Source organism: Mycobacteroides chelonae, from assembly GCF_016767715.1.
GTDB lineage: Bacteria > Actinomycetota > Actinomycetes > Mycobacteriales > Mycobacteriaceae > Mycobacterium > Mycobacterium gwanakae.
The window spans coordinates 3,623,425-3,640,623 of record NZ_CP050145.1 but is presented as its reverse complement, the minus strand read 5'-3'; the positions used below and the strand labels follow the sequence as shown (position 1 = coordinate 3,640,623).

The window sequence follows — 17,199 nt, the reverse complement described above, 5'->3', positions numbered from 1 at the left end:
GCGAAGATGGCGGGGTGGCGCGTTCTCTCCTCGATGGTCTCGACGATGAGCAGCGTGCCGCCGTCACCGCGCCGCGCGGTCCCGTCTGCGTGCTCGCCGGAGCGGGCACCGGTAAGACCCGCACCATCACCCATCGCATCGCTCACCTGGTCGAATCCGGGCATGTCGCTCCCGGTCAGATCCTCGCGGTCACCTTCACCCAACGGGCGGCAGGGGAGATGCGCGGGCGGTTACGCGACTTGGGCGTGGGATCGGCTCAGGCCGTCACGTTCCACGCCGCCGGTCTGCGGCAGCTTCGCTACTTCTGGCCGCAGCTGGTCGGCGATACACGCTGGGAGCTCATCGACAGCAAGTTCACCATCGTGGCCCAGGCCGCCAACCGCGCCAAGCTGAGCACCAGCACCGACACCGTGCGCGACCTAGCCGGTGAAATCGAGTGGGCCAAGGCCTCTTTGATCAGCCCCGAGGCCTATCCGGCGGCCGCGGCCAAGTTCGCGCGGGATACGCCGGTGCCCGCCGAGCAGGTCGCGAAGGTCTACGCCGGTTACGAGAAGCTCAAGGCCCGGCCGGACGGATCAACCCTGCTTGATTTCGATGACCTGCTGCTGCACACCGCGGCAGCCATCGAGAACTCCGCATCGGTGGCCGACGAGTTCCGGGATCGCTATCGCTGTTTCGTAGTCGATGAATACCAGGACGTCACCCCACTGCAGCAGCGGGTGCTCGACGCGTGGCTGGGCCCCCGCGACGACCTGACCGTTGTGGGTGACGCCAACCAGACCATCTATTCGTTCACCGGCGCCACCCCGCAGTATCTGCTGGGCTTTTCCCGCAGATTTCCCGAAGCGACAGTGGTCCGTCTTGAGCGTGACTATCGCTCGACCCCGCAAGTGGTTTCGCTGGCCAACCGGCTGATCGCCGCGGCGCAAGGACGGGTGGCGGGCAGCAAGCTGCAACTTATCGGTCAACGGGCCGAAGGGCCTACCCCCAGATTCTCCGAACACGACGACGAGGCCGCCGAGGCGAAGTCCGTGGCGAAATCGATTGCGACACTGTTGGAATCCGGAACCCCGGCATCGGAAATCGCGGTGCTGTACCGGATCAACGCGCAGTCAGAGGTATACGAGGAGGCGCTCACCGAGGCGGGCATACCGTTCCAGGTGCGTGGTGGTGAAGGGTTCTTCACACGCCAGGAGGTGCGGCAGGCGCTGGTGGCGCTGCAGCGTGCCGCTGAGCGAGATCATGCAGACACTCCTGTGCCGCAACAGGTTCGGGAGATTCTGGAGCCGCTGGGTTTGTCGGCAGAGGAGCCGCACGGCGCCCAGGCGCGTGAGCGGTGGGAATCACTGCGCGCGCTCGTGGAACTCGCCGAGGAAGAATGTGTCCGTCTGCCGGAGCTGGATCTGTCGGGGCTCGTGCGCGAACTGCGGGTGCGGGCCGAGGCGCGTCACCCACCGACCGTGCAAGGCGTGACGCTTGCCTCGTTGCATGCGGCCAAGGGCCTGGAATGGGATGCGGTGTTCCTGGTGGGGCTGGCCGACGGCACCCTGCCCATCTCGCATGCCCTGTCGCGTGCCGGCGATATCGAACCGGTCGAAGAGGAGCGGCGGCTGCTGTACGTCGGGATTACCCGTGCGCGTGTGCATCTGAACCTGAGTTGGGCGCTCGCGCGCGCGGCCGGTGGCCGCAAGTCCCGCAAGCATTCGCGGTTTCTCAACGGAATCGCCCCCACCGCGCAACTCCCGGCCGCTGCTACGCCAAGACGTCGGGGCAGCGGTGCGCGCTGCCGAATCTGCAATGCCGCGCTCAGCACTCCGGCGGCGGTAATGCTTCGGCGTTGCGAGAGCTGCCCATCCGATATCGATGAGGAACTCCTTGTCGCGCTCAAGGATTGGCGGCTCAAGACAGCCAAGGAGATGAAGGTGCCCGCGTTCGTGGTGTTCACCGACAACACCTTGATCGCCATCGCCGAGCTTCTTCCGGGGGATGACGCCGCCCTAGTGGCCATTCCCGGAATAGGCGCGCGCAAGCTGGAGCAGTACGGACCCGATGTACTGCGTTTGGTCCGTGCCAGAGCCTCGTAGTTCCTTGTTCAACACGTGTCTAGCGCGCAGCGCAATCTCGTCCTAGGCTCGCCCCATGGCCGACGATGACCTCCGCGATTTCGAAGCAGGCACCTTCACGCACGAGGGTGAAACCAAGATCGTGTTGAGAAAGGGCAGTGGACCGGCGGTGATCGTCATCGCCGAGATGCCGGGAATCACCCCGAAGGTCGCCAACTTCGCACGCAAGGTGGCCGACATCGGCTGCACCGCCGTCATGCCGCACCTGTTTGGGAATCCCGGACAGAACACGGACCCCCGGGAAGAGGGGTGGTTGCGTACCGCGACCTATATGGCGTCCTCGATGTTCCGCGGCTGCGTGAGCCGCGAATTCACGGTCCTGGCCACCGGAAAGAGCTCCCCGGTGGTGGCGTGGTTGCGGGCACTCGCTCAGAACGAGCACGAGCGCAACGGCGGTCCCGGGGTGGGTGCCATCGGTATGTGTTTCACCGGGGGATACGCGCTGGCCATGGCGGCCGATGACAGGCTGTTGGCGCCCGTGCTGTCGCAGCCATCGCTGCCGTTCGGGCTCACCAAGTCGCATCGCTACAACATCGATATTTCTCCGGAGGACCTGCAGAAGGTCAAGCATCGCTGTCAGCACGACGGGCTCACGGTGCTCGGTATGCGCTTCACCTCCGACAAGCTGGTGCCTGCCGAGCGATTCCAGTTCCTCAGAGATGAGCTGGGGGATGCGTTTGTCGCCATCGAATTGCCCGGCGACGTGGCCAACCCCCATTCGCCGATGCCGGCGCATTCGGTGGTCACCGAACATCTCATCGACGAGCCGGGACAGCCCACGCGCGCGGCCCTGGATCAGGTATTGGATCTGTTCCGTTCCCGACTACTGACATCTGTGTAACCGGAGATCCGGAAAAGATGCCAGTTCGGAAAAACTGGTTTTGAAGTATCGCCGCAGGTCAAAAATAACTTGTCAACCAATAGATGACCTTTTACTCTGGGCTTCAGGAATTCGCGAGGATTCCAGACCAGACCTGTTCACGAGTGAGTAGACGGAAGGAGGAGCGATGAACACACCCACCAATTACGGCGACACCTTGTGGCGTGATGCCCATGGTGCCTTTGTCGTATCGCCGCTCGCTCCGCCGTCGCTCCTGACGCATGCCGCCGCTGCCAAGCCGGCGGCTCAGAGCATGTCGGCCGTCGGCATTAAGCACCGCGCCGCCGTCGCCGCCGCGAATGTCGCGTCCGTGAATAGGGGATACATCTAGGTAGCCCCTCAACCGCCTCCCAGGCCACGGACCCGACACCACCGGGATCCGTGGCCACTTTTGTTTGAGCCCCAAAACCTCAGACGTGGTTCCGGATCTCGATCGATAAGACACCGATACGAGACCAGCAGTTTTACGAGGAACCGAAGAGGAAGCAGGTGAACGGACACATGATGACCGTCGAAGTGGAGGCCCGAAGACTCGCGCTACCGTGCCACGTCGCGGATGCGGACCTGTGGTTCGCGGAAAGCCCGGCGGACCTGGAACGGGCTAAGACGCTGTGCGCGGACTGCCCGATCCGGACGCAGTGCCTGGCTGCGGCGCTGGATCGCGCGGAGCCCTGGGGCGTGTGGGGTGGCGAGATCCTGGAGCAGGGTGCCATCGTGGCGCGTAAGCGTCCGCGTGGACGCCCGCGCAAGAACTCGCTGCCGGCCGCAGATCCCGCCGCGGCATGACCCGGCATGTTGTGGGCCTCGACAACCAATGCTCCCCATCGCCATGTGGCGGTGGGGAGCATTGTCATCAGGGCGTTTTCGCGTTCGGTTCGAAGAACCCCGGCATCCATTCCTCGGCGATCGCCGCGTAGTTCACGTGCGCGCCGAGCTGCACCAGAACCCCGATCATTCCGCCGAGCGTGCGCAGCAGCATGACGTAACCCGGCGGCACCGTCATCTGACGTGCCAGCTTGAATCGTTCGGTGAATCCCTCGTCCAGGAGGTCCGTCGACGCCACCGCGGCTTGCTGGAACCATTCACGCGTGAAATGGAATTCACCGGAGCGCAGCGGATCGACATAGGGCCACAGCGGCCGGATGTAGTCCATCACCTGATCCCCGGACAGCTGGACCTCCGGTGGCATGAATCCGAGCTGCTTGATGAGCCGGATCACCTGCTCCCACTGCTCATCTCGGGCCCAGCACAGCACCTCGCCGAATTCGGGCGGAATGCCGCCGGGGTGCTCGGAGACCGCGCCGAAATCGATGATGCCGAAACGCCCATCGGGTAACAGCATGAAGTTGCCCGGATGCGGGTCGGCGTGCACCAAGCCCACCTTTTCCGGTGACTTGACCGTGAATTCGAGCATCAAGGCGCCGGCGGAGTCCCGTTCCTCGCGGGTGCCCTCGGAGATGATCTTCGAGAGCCGCCGCCCCTCCATCCACTCGGCGATGATCACCTTGGGTGCGCTCGCCACCACCGCCGGGACGAAGAACTTCGGATCTTCGGTGAAGGCCTTCGCGAATGCACGCTGGTTGGACGCCTCCTGGCGGTAGTCCAGTTCGGCCTCGATGCGGTCGCTGATCTCGGCCACCAGCCTGTCGATATCTGCTTTGGGCGCAATCTGTTTGGCCAGCGGCGTCATCCGCTGGATCAGCTTGAGATCGGCGCGCAGCGCATCGTCGGCGCCCGGGTACTGGATCTTGACGGCCACCTCGCGGCCGTCCTTCCAAATCCCTTTGTGTACCTGGCCGATGCTGGCCGAGGCGACGGGCGTGTCGTCGAAGGACTGGAATCGGTCGCGCCACTTGGTGCCGAGCTGTGCGTCGAGCACGCGATGTACCTTGGCCGCGGGCAGCGGCGGTGCCTCGCTCTGCAGTTTGACCAGAGCCTCACGGAATGGATCGGCGAACTGCGGCGGTATCGCCGCCTCCATCACCGACAGGGCCTGGCCGACCTTCATGGCGCCGCCCTTGAGCTCGCCGAGCACGTTGAACAGTTCGTCGGCGGCCTTCTCCAGGAGTTCGGCATTGACCTCGTCGGCCGAGGTTCCGGTCAGCCGTTTACCCACCCCGATGACCGCGCGACCGGCCATACCTGCGGGCAGGCTTGCCAGTTTGGTCATTCGGCTGAGCCCGCCGCGGCGAATATCTGCCATGTCACCTCATATCGTTCAGTGTGGCGTCGTTGCCTCACGTCTTCACGGAATGCTAGCTGGCAGCAACGGGCTCATCCTCGCGGAATCCGGGAACCCAGTCGCCGATGATCTGCGCGTACGGGACCGTCGCGTCGAGCTGGGCCAAAATGCCCGACAGACTGCCGAGAACGCGGAACATCATGAGATAGACGGGCGGCAGATCCAGATGCCGGCCGGTCTGGAACTGTGCCCCACGCAGGTCACTGGATTTGGCGGCGACCCGCTGCATCCACTTGCGGCTGAAGTGGAACTCGTCGGACTTGAGCGGATCGATGAACGGCTTGAGATACTCGTCGATCTCCTCCGGTGAGACCTCGGTGCGCGGCGGAATGAATCCCTCCTCGCGCATGAGGGGGATGAGCTCATCCCAGATCCCGTCGCGCTCCAGACGCCAGATGGGGCCCAGGTTCGGAGGGAACCCGCCCTCATGGGTGGCGACGGCGCCGAAGTCCATGACGCCGAGGCGCCCGTCGGGCAGCAGCATGAAGTTTCCGGGATGGGTGTCCGCGTGCAGCAATCCACATCGGTACGGGGAGCTGACCGTGAACTTCAGCAGCAGGCGGCCGCACTCGTTGCGTTCGTCTTCGGTTCCGCTGCTGATGATTTCGGAGAGCTTGCGGCCCTGCATCCATTCGCTGATAACGACCTTGGGTGCCGAGGCCACGACCGGTGACACATAGAACTCGGGGTCGCCTTTGAAGGCCTTCGCGAAGGCCCGCTGATTGGTGGCCTCGATGCGGTAGTCAAGTTCTTCCTCGGTGCGCTCGATCAGTTCGTCGATGATGCTTTTGACGTCTGCTCCGGGCACGATCTGTTTGAACAGCGAGGACAGCCGTTGCATGGTTTTCAGATCTGAGCGCACGGCCTCGTCGGCACCGGGGTACTGCACCTTCACCGCGACAACGCGCCCGTCGCTCCAGACAGCCTTGTGTACCTGGCCGATGCTGGCCGAGGCGACGGGCTTGTCGTCGAAGGACTGGAAACGTTCGCGCCACTTGGTGCCCAGCTGTGCGTCCAGCACGCGGTGGACCTTGTCGGCGGGCAGCGGCGGGGCATCGCTTTGCAGCTTGGTCAGCGCCTCGCGGAAGGGTTCGGCAAAGGCCGGCGGGATGGCGGCCTCGAACACCGAAAGGGCCTGCCCGAGTTTCATGGCCGCGCCCTTGAGCTCGCCGAGAACCTGGAACAGCTGTTCGGCCGCCTTCTCCATCATCTCGGCGTTGACTTCGTCCTTGGACTTGCCGGTCAAACGTTTTCCGACGCCCAGCGCGGCTCGACCGGCGATGCCTGCCGGTAGGGATGCCAGTTTTGCAGCGCGCGCGGCGCGGCCACGACGGATCTCAGCCATGCGTTACATCATGCCGGGGGCGGCGAGAGTCTGACAACGCAGGTTTTCCATCTCACCTACGTGGCGGCTGGAGCCTTGCTGTCCTCGTGGAACCCTGGAACCCACTTGTCGATGATGGCGGCGTAGTCGACCGGGGCGTCGAGCTGTGCGGCGATACCGATCAGACCGCCGAGAACCCGGAAGAACATCAGGTAATTCGGCGGCAAGTTCATCTGCCGGCTGGTCTTGAACGACTCGAGGAACTCCTGGCTGCGGAAATCAGTGGCCTTGGCGGTGAGCCGCTGCAGCCACTTGCGGCTGAAGTGGAAGGTCTCGTGGTTGAGCGGTTCGATGTACGGCTCAAGGTAGGAGTTGACCTCTTCGTGAGACACGGAGGTTGCGCTCGGCGGAATGAAACCCTCCGAACGGAGTACCTCGGTGAGCTCTTCCCACTTCTCGTCGCGGGCCAGGCGCAGGATTGGACCGAAGCCCGCGGGCAGACCACCCTCGTGCGCAGCGCAGGCGCCGAAGTCCATGATTCCGAACCGGCCGTCTTCGAGCAGCATGAAGTTCCCGGGGTGGGTGTCTGCGTGCAGCAGTCCACACCGATACGGCGAGCTGATGCTGAATTCGAGGAGGAAATGCGCGCACTTGCTGCGTTCCTCTTCGGTGCCCTTGGCAATGATTTCGGAGAGCTTCCGGCCTTGCATCCACTCGGTGATGATCACCTTGGGTGCCGAGGCCACGACCGAGGGGACGTAGAACTCGGGGTCGTCCTTGAAGGCCTTGACGAAGGTGCGCTGGTTGGTGGCCTCGATGCGGTAGTCGAGTTCTTCCTCGGTGCGCTCGATGAGTTCGTCGACGATGGCCTTGATATCGGCGCCCGGGGCCACCTGCTTGAACAACGAGGACAGACGCTGAATGGTCTTGAGGTCCGAGCGGACGGCCTCGTCGGCGCCCGGGTACTGCACCTTGACGGCGACGGTCCGGCCGTCCTTCCAGACGGCCTTGTGTACCTGGCCGATGCTGGCCGAGGCGACGGGCTTGTCGTCGAAGGACTGGAAACGTTCGCGCCACTTGGTGCCCAGCTGTGCGTCCAGCACGCGGTGGACCTTGTCGGCGGGCAGCGGTGGGGCATCGCTTTGCAGCTTGGTCAGCGCCTCGCGGTACGGCTCCCCGAACTCGGGGGGAATAGCGGCCTCCATCACCGAGAGCATCTGGCCGATCTTCATGGCCGCGCCCTTGAGCTCGCCGAGAACCTGGAACAGCTGCTCGGCAGCCTTCTCGACGAGTTCGGCATTCACTTCGTCTTTGGATTTCCCGGCGATCCGCTTACCCACACCGAGTGCGGCACGGCCCGCGATTCCGGCCGGAAGCGATGCGAGTTTTGCGGCGCGTGCGGCGCGGCCACGACGGATCTCTGCCATGTGCACATCATGCCCGGTCGTGATGAAGTTAACAAAAAGTGGGTCTTCGTCAATTTCCGGTGAAATAGGCGCCGCACGGGCACAACGGATGTGCGGTCCAGTGCCGGGCCGTCAACGCGTGAGTGGCCAGGTCGAGTTCAAGCGTCGCGTTGAGCGTTACCAGTGGTCCCGGCGCCTGTCCGCGAATCGCCGACAGCACTCGGTCTATCTGCGCCAGCGCCACCGCCGCGGTGCCCAGCACCGTGGCCGGCGCGGCGACACCCACGGTTCCGGTGAGTTGAGCGGCCACCGCGGGCCACTGTTCGTCGCGATCACGCCGGTGGCGGTCGGCGCATTGCAGGCAACTGGTGATACCAGGTAAAACCATGGGCCCAATCAGACCGGTGCCGTCGCGCGCCCGGACGGACAGATGCGGCACCTCGGCATCGGCCAGTACCCGAAGTAGCCGGGTGTCGGCAATCAGGTCATCGGCGAGTATCGCCAAATCTACGTGTTGCCAAGACTTTCCGTGTGCCGACTGGGTTGAGCGCTGGATACGCGCCGAGGTGTGCCGGAGCGCCTCGGTGAGGGCGTCGGACAGCGGGCCGCGGCCCACGAGCCGGATCACCGGCGAAGCGGCCGTGACGGATCGGGTGCGCCGGATGACGGCGCCGGTGTCGACCAATTCCTCCAGTAGCGACCGGATGTCCTCAGCGTCATGAAAGTCCTTGACGCACTGAAGGCCAAGGATCTGACTCCAGGTGAGTTCGTCGGTCAGGGAGTGCAGCAGCTGGCGTACCGCCGCGGCGGGCGCGGTGGATGAGGGGCGCACGATCACCGCATGACGCGGCATCCACCCGATCTGAACCCCGTCATCCGGCCTCGGCAGCACCGGACGTGCCGGATCGAGGGTGAAGGTCGGCTCGCTGGACATGACCCACTGTGGCATATCCGGCGTGCGCGCCGGGCGGCTGAAAGCCGTTTATCCACAGCCTTATTCGACCCCTGACCAGCGCCGAATGTGTGAGCCGCAGAATTTCTCCGGTTTTATTCGGATGTGCCCGGATCGAGCTTCTCGATCTGCGCGATCGGGTCGTCGATGGCGTCGGTGTCTCCGCCGACGATGCGATCGATAAAGGCGGCCGGGTTGTCCAGGTCGCTGGCATCGGGAATCAGATCGGGGTGTGCCCAGATCGCGTCGCGCTTGTCCACACCCACGGCGTCGGTGAGCCTGCGCCACAGATCTGCGGCCTCGCGCAGCTTGCGCGGCCGCAGCTCCAGGCCCACCAGGGTGCCGAAGGTCTGCTCGGCCGGGCCGCCCGTGGCGCGGCGGCGCCGCAAGGTCTCGCTAAGGGCCGCGGTCGCGGGGATGCGCTCGCCGAGCGCGTCGGTCACCACTGTCTGCACCCATCCCTCGATGAGCGCTAGCAGGGTTTCCAGGCGTTCCAGGGCCTGCTCCTGTTGCGGCGTGGTCTTCGGCTCGAAAATGCCTTGGGACAGAATCTGTTCCATATCGGACGGATCGCCCAGCGAAGCGGGGTTGAAGCCGCGTGCGGCTTCTTCGATGGCGCTCATGTCGATCGAGATGCCCTTGGCGTACTGCTCGAGGGTGTCCATCAGCCGGATGGTCAGCCAGCCCACGCCGCTGAACAAGCGGTGGTGCGCGGCTTCCCGGGCGGCCAGGAAGGTCATGATCTCGCTCTTGGACTGTTCAAGGCCCTCGGAGAACGCCTCGATGGCGACCGGAAGCAGAGCCGCGGTGCCCTTGGGGCCCAACGGCAATCCGATATCGGTGGAGGTCAGCACCTCTCGGGACAGCTGTCCGAGCGCCTGGCCCAGCTGCGATCCGAAGGCCATGCCGCCCATCTGGGTCATCATGCCCAGCAGCGGCCCGGCCATGCCCTGGGCCTCTTCGGGCAGGTTCGCCGCCCACATGCCTGAAATCTGTTCGGCGACAGGGTCGACGAGCCGCTTCCAGTTTTCCAGGGTGTTGTCCACCCAGTCGGTCGCGGTCCAGGCTGCGGTTCGGGTGGCCCCGGCGGGCAGCGCGGTGGCTCCGTCGAGCCAGGTGTCGGCCAGGTGCACCGCATCGGTGATCGCCGATTGGGTGCCCTCGGTGATAGGCGCGACGAAACCGATTGAGCTTGAAGCGAGTTGCCGGGCGATGTCGTAGTTGACCGCGCCAGCGGACTGACCACTGGCCGCACCGGCGGCAGCCCCGCTGAACATCTGGCCCAGCTGGGTGAAGATCTGCCCGAGGTCGGCGGGATTGAATCCACCAGATCCGAAGCCGAATGGGTCCGCGCCCGACGGTCCCGAGCCGGGGCCCGGCCGCGCGCCGTCGCCCGGCTCACGGTCGGGGTCGTCGCCAGCAGCGAATCCAAAGGGGAGGTCGGCCATATCTCCACGGTACCGCTGGTAGACATGGCCGGATCACGCTGTCAGTGAACGCACCCGTTTTGGCATGGGATCAGGCCAGGAAGCGCGCCCGGACCTCCGGAGGCGGCAACGGGCAGGTGTCGTACCGCCCGAACACCCGGTATCGGGTTCGGGCGACCAGCCGGTAGAGCGCATCGCGGATGGGGCGCGGAACCAGTGCGATGAGGGAGGCTCGTCGGGTGCCGCCGAGATAGTCGATGATCCGCACCACTCCGTCGGACCGGATATGAATTCGTTCGGCAGGATCGCCCGGGTTGTCGACGATCACGAAGGAATCGACACCGACGAGTTCGGGGTGCCGCGCGACCACCTGCTTGCCGTATTCACTGTCGAGCGCCGCGAAGCGCATCGTTCCGACCTTGTCGTCCCGCAGGATCTTCTTCACCGCCCCGTTGCACAGTGCGCACACGCCGTCATACAGCAGGACGGGGGCATGATCGTTCATCGGACCTCCACCATGAGACTACCGACGGGGTCCCGAGCAGGGCTTGCCATAGGGTGCAGGCATGAATCGCCGCGTAGCGACGCTGCTGGTCGCGCTGGTCCCGATCATCGCCTTCGCGTTGTTGATGTCGGTGATCACCGTGCCGTACGTCTCCCTGGGACCGGGCCCGACCTTCAACACCCTCGGTCAGGTCGAGGGCAAGGAGGTCGTCGACATCAAGGGCACCAAGGTCGACCCGGTGTCGGGCCACCTCAACATGACGACGGTCTCCCAGCGCGACGGACTGACATTGGCCGACGCGCTGCGGTTGTGGGCGAGCGGGCGTGAGCAGCTGGTTCCGCGGGACGCGGTGTACCCGCCTAATCGGTCCAAGGACCAGGTGGACAAGGAAAACGACCTCGAGTTCAAGAAGTCCGAAGAAAGTGCCGAATTCGCGGCGCTCGGATACCTCAAGTACCCGACGGCGGTCACCGTCCTGACCATCAGCGATGACGGACCGTCCAAGGGCAAGCTGCAGGAGAACGACGCGATCACCGCGGTGAACGGGCGACCGGTCGCCAACCTGGAGGAGTTCACCGGAGCGCTCAAGGCGACTAAGCCCGGTGAGGTGGTGACGCTGGACTACAAGCGCAAGAACCCCGAGGGCAGCAGTAAGACCGAATCGGTGAAGATCACGCTCGGCAAGAACGGGGATCGTGACTACGGGTTCCTGGGGGTCGGAGTTGTGCAGGCACCGTGGGCGCCGTTCACCATTGATTTCAACCTGGCCAATATCGGTGGGCCGTCGGCCGGGCTGATGTTCAGCCTCGCGGTGATCGACAAGCTGACGCCCGGTGAACTCGACGGTGGAAAGTTCGTTGCCGGAACGGGAACCATCGACGCCGAGGGCAAGGTGGGGCCCATCGGTGGAATCACGCACAAGATGCAGGCAGCCAAAGACGCTGGAGCAACGGTGTTCTTGGTGCCGGCGGCCAACTGTGCCGAGGCCAAGACGGACGGTGGGCAGGGGCTCACCATGGTCAAGGTCGGCACCTTGGCCGAAGCGGTTGACGGGCTCAACGCCCTTGATCGCGGTGGTCAAGCGCCTAGTTGTTAGCGAGCCTCACCACCCACGATGCTGGCCGATGCCCACTGTTCTGCGGCTACAGTGGGCCTGAGAATCGAAGCGCGAAAATTGAGCCGTGCTTGAACACTCGACGAGGAGCGTAGCGACGTGGGAATGCGGCCGAATGGGGCTCTGCCACGATTGACCCGACGGAGCCGGCGACTGGTCGCCGCGGCGTTGGTGATCGTGGTGTTGTTGTTGATCGGCCCGCGCCTGGTCGACACCTACATCAATTGGCTGTGGTTCGGTGAGCTCGGATTCCGTGGCGTATTCACGACCGTGCTGCTGACCCGGCTGGCCTTGTTCCTGATCGTCGGAATCTTGGTCGGTGCTGTGGTTTTCGCGGGCTTCGGATTGGCATACCGGGCGCGGCCAGTGTTCGTGCCCACCAAGGGGCCGGGTGACGCGCTGGCGCAGTACCGTGCTCTGATCCTCTCGCGGGTGCGGCTTTTCGTCATCGGTGTTCCGGTGCTTATCGGTGTGCTGGCCGGCATTGTGGCCCAAAGCTATTGGATGCCCGTGCAGCTGTTCCTGGAGGGCGGGGACTTCGGTATCAAGGATCCACAGTTCGGCCTGGATCTCGGGTTTTTTGCCTTCGAGCTGCCGTTCTATCGATTCGTGCTGACGTACCTGTTCATCGCGGTCTTCGTCGCGCTCATCGTCAACGCCCTGGTGCACTACATCTTTGGTGGCATTCGGCTGTCCGGTCGTTCGGGCACGCTGTCGCGTCCGGCACGCATCCAGCTGGTGACTCTTGCCGGAATTCTGGTGCTGCTCAAGGTCGCCGCCTACTGGCTAGATCGGTACGAACTGCTTTCGCACACGCGGGCCGGTAAGCCGTTCACCGGCGCCGGTTACACCGATATCAACGCGGTGCTGCCGGCCAAGCTCATCCTGCTGGCCATCGCGGTGATCTGCGCGGTCGCGGTGTTCTCGGCGCTGGTGCTCAAGGATCTGCGGATTCCCGCGATCGGCCTGGCGCTGCTGCTGCTGTCCTCGTTGGTGGTCGGCGCCGGCTGGCCGCTCATCGTGGAGCAGTTCAGCGTCAAACCCAATGCCGCGCAGAAGGAAAGTGAGTACATCGCGCGCAGTATCAAGGCGACGCGCGACGCCTACGGACTGACCGACGACGTCGTGACTTACCGGGACTACAGCGGTACCGCATCGGCGCCCACCGGCAGTGAGCAACTGGCCAAACAGGTTGCGGCCGACCGTTCCACGATCGCCAACATCCGCGTTTTGGATCCCAACATCGTGAGCCCGGCCTTCACTCAATTGCAGCAGGGCAAGAACTTCTACGCCTTCCCCGATTCGTTGTCGATCGATCGGTATCAGGACAGGAGCGGCTCGCTGCGCGACTATGTCGTTGCCGCACGCGAGCTCGATCCGGCCAAGCTTCGTGATAACCAGCGCGACTGGATCAACCGGCACACCGTCTACACCCACGGCAACGGATTCATCGCCGCACCGGCCAACACCGTGCGCGGGGTGGCCGATAAGCCGGACGAGAACGGCGGGTACCCGGAATTCCTGGTGAATGCCGTCGATGACAACGGCAAGGTTCTTTCCGACGGCCCGGCGGCGCTGGCTCAGCCGCGCGTCTACTACGGCCCGATTATCGCCAGCGACACCAACGACTATGCGATCGTCGGCAAGAACGGTGACGATCGTGAGTACGACTACGAGAACAACTCCGGAACCAAGAACAGCACCTACACCGGTACCGGCGGCGTGCCGGTCGGCGGTGCGCTGGCGCGGACGGTCTTCGGTCTGAAGTACGCCGAACGGAACTTCCTGTTCTCCAACGTGATCGGGGACAACAGCAAGATCCTGTTCAACCGGGACCCAAGCCGGCGGGTGGAAGCGGTGGCGCCGTGGCTGACGGTCGACAGCGGGACCTACCCGGCGATCGTCGACAAGCGCATGGTCTGGATCGTCGACGGCTACACCACGCTGGACAACTACCCGTACTCGCAGCAGACGTCGTTGTCGGAGGCCACCTTTGACAGCCAGGTCGGCAAGACCGGGGGAGCGCTGCCCAACCAGCAGGTGTCGTACATCCGGAACTCGGTCAAGGCGACGGTGGACGCGTACGACGGCACCGTCACCCTGTATCAGCAGGACGAGAAGGATCCCGTGCTCAAGGCATGGATGAAGATCTTCCCCGGAACGGTTAAGCCGAAGAGTGACATCTCGCCGGACCTCGCGCGCCACCTGCGCTACCCGGAGGATCTTTTCAAGGTGCAGCGGACGCTGTTGGCGCGCTACCACGTCAACGACCCGGTGACCTTCTTCTCCACCAGTGATTTCTGGCAGGTGCCCGATGACCCGAACGCGTCCACCGGTTCGCAGCCGCCGTATTACATCGTCGCGAAAGATATTACGAAGAACGACAATTCGGCGTCATTCCAATTGACCAGTGCGCTGAACCGTTTCCAGCGTGACTTCCTGGCTGCCTATGTCAGTGCCAGCTCCGATCCCGAAACCTACGGGAAGATCACCGTTTTGACGGTTCCCGGAACGGTGCAGGGCCCCAAGCTGGTGAACAATGCGATCACCACCGACAACCAGGTGTCTTCGCATGTCGGCATCATCAAGAACCAGAACATCCTGCGGTGGGGCAACCTGCTGACACTGCCGGTGGCCAACGGTGGATTGTTGTTCGTCGAGCCGCTGTATGCCTCGCCGGGCCAGGGTGATCAGTCCTCGTATCCGCGCCTGATCCGTGTGGGCATGTTCTACAACGGCAAGGTCGGCTACGCGACCACGGTCAGGGATGCTCTGGACATGGTGTTCGGGCCCGGTGCCGGTGCGACGGCCACCGCCCCGGCGGCCGAACCCGGAAATGTGAACCCGCCGCCGCCCAGCGGTCAGAATGTTCCGATCGTTCCCCCGGCTGCCGTGCCGCCGGCGGGGTCCTCGGAACTGTCCTCGGCGAAGGCCGCCGCGCTGCAGGAGGTTCAGCGGGCCATCGGCGAGGTGAAGGACGCCCAGAAGAGTGGCGACTTCGCCCGGTACGGACAGGCCCTGAAGAGCCTTGACGACGCGATGACGAAGTTCACACAGGCCAAGTAATTTCCGCCGAATGTCGACTTTTCGGGCCAAAGTCCGAGATGGAAGTCCGGAAAGTCGACACTCGGCCGAGGCGTTCGTGGGTGCGTAACTGCAGGCCAGGTAAACGATTTGGCGCCACGCACTGCGCCCGGTAACCTTGTGTTCACCACCGCGGGGTGGAGCAGCTCGGTAGCTCGCTGGGCTCATAACCCAGAGGTCGCAGGTTCAAATCCTGTCCCCGCTACTAGGTACGCAGGCCAGAGACTCAGTCTCTGGCCTGCGTCATTTTTACTCTGAGATGTTCGGCCACTCTCGCTGCCCGGCTCGGTAGCATCCCTGCGATGGCCATCAAGCTCGAAAACGTCGGCATCGCCGTTGAGGATCTCGAAGCCGCTATCGCGTTTTTCACCGACCTCGGGCTCACAGTCCTCGGTCGCGCCACCGTCAGCGGTGAGTGGACTGACACGGCCGTCGGTCTGGACGGCAATCACGCGAACATCGCGATGCTTCAGACGCCAGACGGCCATGGTCGGATCGAACTCTTTGAGTACATCCACCCCGAGGCAATCGCGTCGAAGCCCACTCGTCCCAATGACATTGGCATGCATCGCGTCGCGTTCTCGGTCGACGACATCGATGAGGCCATGGAGATAGCCGCCAGGCACGGCTGCCATCCGCTTCGCGGTGTCGCCACCTACGAGGACGTCTACAAGCTCACGTACCTTCGCGGTCCCAGCGGCATCCTCGTGATGTTCGCCGAGGAGCTGAAGAAGGGTTGAGGGAGGGTTGGCGGGCCGACCCGCCGAGACATGGAACGCCGTGGACTCGGCAATCCTGCTGACGGTCGCGAAGCATCGCTGAGCCGCGCGGCGAGGGCTATCCGTGGCAGGTGGCGGTTGAGTCCTGCGCCGCGGCGGTGTTTTCGACCTTGACTTTGCCGTTGACGATCAAGCGGCACGTCGCTTCGGCCCCTGCGGACTGGGCGCTGACGAAGTACGGGGGATCGGTGATATCGCTGGTAAAGGTCCAGGTCCAGGTGCGCTGAGAGCCGTCAACGGGCTGCTCACGCATATGCCCGAGGCTGTCTCGCCAGGTGATCGCCGTTAACGGGCGATCTGAACTGATGACGTAGAGAACAGTGTCCGGGGGCTGCGGAGTGATGGCGAGCGACGCGCCGAATGCTGTCGCACCGACCGCAGTGGTGCAGACGGTGATCAGAGTTGCTGCGAGTGCCACGGATCAGCCCTCGTCGCTCTCTGGGGTCGAGACCATGAGCTTCATTGCCCGTCCTTATCTTGTTGTGCTGAGGGCACAGTACGCCCGATCACGTTCACGCCGTGGCGATTTGACGGTCTGAATTCAGAGGAATCGATCCCCGTCGCGCGCGTGGACCCCGGCCGCGAGATGATGGGCATATGGGTCTCATCGCGTTACCAAATGCCGTGCTCTCCGATGCCGATATCGCCGACGCATTGAGCCGCGCTGTCCGGGTGATCAACCCCGTCCTGACCGTGCTGGCGCAGTCCGATCCCTTTGGACTCAAGGAGCGCACCTACGAGCTGGGCGAAGGCGACGGAGTCGTTGACAAGGCGCTTGATGCCCTGGCCTGCGCTCTGAACACGGCCACTACCCCGGGCACCCGCGCCTGGGAGCAGCTGGACACGCGCGGAAAGGTGCACTGGTGGGTGCAGCGCGTGGGCGCCGTCAACACCGTATTTGTCGCGTTCCCAGGGATTTTCGGTGCACTCGCCGCACGGCTGCCTGTGCAGGACCTGCTGGGATTCTCCAACCAGGCCATTGTCCTGGTGGCCATCGCCCGCGAGCTTGGTATCGGTGATCACCAGGAGCAAGTCCGGCTGCTGGCGAAGGTGCTGTGCAATCGCACCCTCAGCGATGCGGCGCTGGCCGGCGCCGACGATCAGGACCCGGAGACGCCGCGGAGCTGGTCGCCGTTCGCCCTGGCTCGCACCCTGTGGCACCTGGCGGGCATCCTGCGGGCCATCGGCGATGAGCTGGAAAAACGGCCGCAGCCCAAGCCGATTTTCCGTTATTTGGGAATGCTGCCTGCGGTGGGCAGTGTGGCCGGATATTTCGGCGAGTACGGGGCTCTGCGGCGGGCCGCGACTGCGGGGGAGAAGAGCATCGCCGCGCAGTCACGACCTGCGTACGCCTAACCGCGTC

Annotated in this window: 15 protein-coding genes and 1 tRNA gene; 9 read left to right on the top strand and 7 right to left on the bottom strand. The window is 64.2% G+C overall.

Annotated elements, in window-relative coordinates; all coding sequences use genetic code 11:
• Positions 1–14 precede the first annotated feature (14 nt).
• The 4 genes from HBA99_RS17955 to HBA99_RS17940 all read left to right on the top strand — a co-directional run bounded on the left by HBA99_RS17955 (position 15) and on the right by HBA99_RS17940 (position 3,789).
• On the top strand, positions 15–2,084 hold the full coding sequence (locus HBA99_RS17955; protein WP_070950734.1) for an ATP-dependent DNA helicase UvrD2: 2,070 nt from the start codon (positions 15–17) through the stop codon (positions 2,082–2,084).
• A 55-nt stretch (positions 2,085–2,139) separates the two neighbouring features.
• Positions 2,140–2,964 (top strand): dienelactone hydrolase family protein, encoded by an 825-nt coding sequence (locus tag HBA99_RS17950; protein ID WP_057966902.1) that lies wholly within the window; start codon positions 2,140–2,142, stop codon positions 2,962–2,964.
• Positions 2,965–3,130: 166 nt separating this feature from the next.
• On the top strand, positions 3,131–3,334 hold the full coding sequence (locus HBA99_RS17945) for a hypothetical protein (protein ID WP_030096962.1): 204 nt from the start codon (positions 3,131–3,133) through the stop codon (positions 3,332–3,334).
• 170 nt (positions 3,335–3,504) lie between these two features.
• Positions 3,505–3,789, top strand: a complete 285-nt coding sequence (locus HBA99_RS17940; RefSeq protein WP_070940605.1) for a WhiB family transcriptional regulator — start codon at positions 3,505–3,507, stop codon at positions 3,787–3,789.
• Between the two features lie 67 nt (positions 3,790–3,856).
• Here the strand turns inward: HBA99_RS17940 and HBA99_RS17935 are convergent, their stop codons facing one another.
• The 6 genes from HBA99_RS17935 to HBA99_RS17910 all read right to left on the bottom strand — a co-directional run bounded on the left by HBA99_RS17935 (position 3,857) and on the right by HBA99_RS17910 (position 10,859).
• Positions 3,857–5,206, bottom strand: a complete 1,350-nt coding sequence (locus HBA99_RS17935; protein ID WP_064409361.1) for an ABC1 kinase family protein — start codon at positions 5,204–5,206, stop codon at positions 3,857–3,859.
• Positions 5,207–5,258: 52 nt separating this feature from the next.
• Entirely contained in the window at positions 5,259–6,590 is a 1,332-nt protein-coding gene (locus HBA99_RS17930) for an ABC1 kinase family protein (RefSeq protein WP_030096965.1), read from the bottom strand.
• Between the two features lie 56 nt (positions 6,591–6,646).
• Positions 6,647–7,996: an ABC1 kinase family protein gene (locus HBA99_RS17925; protein WP_070952147.1), complete on the bottom strand. Its 1,350-nt coding sequence runs from the start codon at positions 7,994–7,996 to the stop codon at positions 6,647–6,649.
• Between the two features lie 49 nt (positions 7,997–8,045).
• Positions 8,046–8,924, bottom strand: coding sequence for a hypothetical protein (locus HBA99_RS17920; RefSeq protein ID WP_070952148.1), 879 nt, complete (start codon positions 8,922–8,924; stop codon positions 8,046–8,048).
• 98 nt (positions 8,925–9,022) lie between these two features.
• Entirely contained in the window at positions 9,023–10,375 is a 1,353-nt protein-coding gene (locus tag HBA99_RS17915; protein ID WP_030096968.1) for a zinc-dependent metalloprotease, read from the bottom strand.
• Positions 10,376–10,445: 70 nt separating this feature from the next.
• Positions 10,446–10,859, bottom strand: a complete 414-nt coding sequence (locus HBA99_RS17910) for a thiol-disulfide oxidoreductase DCC family protein (protein ID WP_070952149.1) — start codon at positions 10,857–10,859, stop codon at positions 10,446–10,448.
• Between the two features lie 61 nt (positions 10,860–10,920).
• On the opposite strand from HBA99_RS17910, the gene HBA99_RS17905 reads away from it, so the two are divergent.
• From HBA99_RS17905 to HBA99_RS17890, 4 genes are all read left to right on the top strand, one after another.
• Complete coding sequence (locus HBA99_RS17905) at positions 10,921–11,955, top strand: YlbL family protein (RefSeq protein ID WP_070952150.1); 1,035 nt, start codon at positions 10,921–10,923, stop codon at positions 11,953–11,955.
• Between the two features lie 117 nt (positions 11,956–12,072).
• Positions 12,073–15,039, top strand: coding sequence for a UPF0182 family protein (locus tag HBA99_RS17900; RefSeq protein ID WP_070924746.1), 2,967 nt, complete (start codon positions 12,073–12,075; stop codon positions 15,037–15,039).
• A 149-nt stretch (positions 15,040–15,188) separates the two neighbouring features.
• Positions 15,189–15,262 (top strand) — tRNA-Met (locus HBA99_RS17895).
• Positions 15,263–15,359: 97 nt separating this feature from the next.
• Positions 15,360–15,797, top strand: a complete 438-nt coding sequence (locus HBA99_RS17890) for a VOC family protein (protein ID WP_070933106.1) — start codon at positions 15,360–15,362, stop codon at positions 15,795–15,797.
• A 97-nt stretch (positions 15,798–15,894) separates the two neighbouring features.
• On the opposite strand, the gene HBA99_RS17885 is transcribed toward HBA99_RS17890, so the two are convergent.
• Positions 15,895–16,254: an MmpS family transport accessory protein gene (locus HBA99_RS17885; RefSeq protein WP_057966983.1), complete on the bottom strand. Its 360-nt coding sequence runs from the start codon at positions 16,252–16,254 to the stop codon at positions 15,895–15,897.
• A 131-nt stretch (positions 16,255–16,385) separates the two neighbouring features.
• Between HBA99_RS17885 and HBA99_RS17880 the strand changes: the two genes are divergently transcribed.
• Entirely contained in the window at positions 16,386–17,192 is an 807-nt protein-coding gene (locus tag HBA99_RS17880; protein WP_081347695.1) for a hypothetical protein, read from the top strand.
• Positions 17,193–17,199 lie beyond the last annotated feature (7 nt).

Coding starts and splice junctions, on each gene's coding strand:
- HBA99_RS17950 (WP_057966902.1), top strand. CDS start 2,140: ATGGCCGACGATGACCTCCGCGATTTCGAAGCAGGCACCTTCACGCAC.
- HBA99_RS17945 (WP_030096962.1), top strand. CDS start 3,131: ATGAACACACCCACCAATTACGGCGACACCTTGTGGCGTGATGCCCAT.
- HBA99_RS17940 (WP_070940605.1), top strand. CDS start 3,505: ATGATGACCGTCGAAGTGGAGGCCCGAAGACTCGCGCTACCGTGCCAC.
- HBA99_RS17935 (WP_064409361.1), bottom strand. CDS start 5,206: ATGGCAGATATTCGCCGCGGCGGGCTCAGCCGAATGACCAAACTGGCA.
- HBA99_RS17930 (WP_030096965.1), bottom strand. CDS start 6,590: ATGGCTGAGATCCGTCGTGGCCGCGCCGCGCGCGCTGCAAAACTGGCA.
- HBA99_RS17925 (WP_070952147.1), bottom strand. CDS start 7,996: ATGGCAGAGATCCGTCGTGGCCGCGCCGCACGCGCCGCAAAACTCGCA.
- HBA99_RS17920 (WP_070952148.1), bottom strand. CDS start 8,924: ATGCCACAGTGGGTCATGTCCAGCGAGCCGACCTTCACCCTCGATCCG.
- HBA99_RS17915 (WP_030096968.1), bottom strand. CDS start 10,375: ATGGCCGACCTCCCCTTTGGATTCGCTGCTGGCGACGACCCCGACCGT.
- HBA99_RS17910 (WP_070952149.1), bottom strand. CDS start 10,859: ATGAACGATCATGCCCCCGTCCTGCTGTATGACGGCGTGTGCGCACTG.
- HBA99_RS17905 (WP_070952150.1), top strand. CDS start 10,921: ATGAATCGCCGCGTAGCGACGCTGCTGGTCGCGCTGGTCCCGATCATC.
- HBA99_RS17890 (WP_070933106.1), top strand. CDS start 15,360: ATGGCCATCAAGCTCGAAAACGTCGGCATCGCCGTTGAGGATCTCGAA.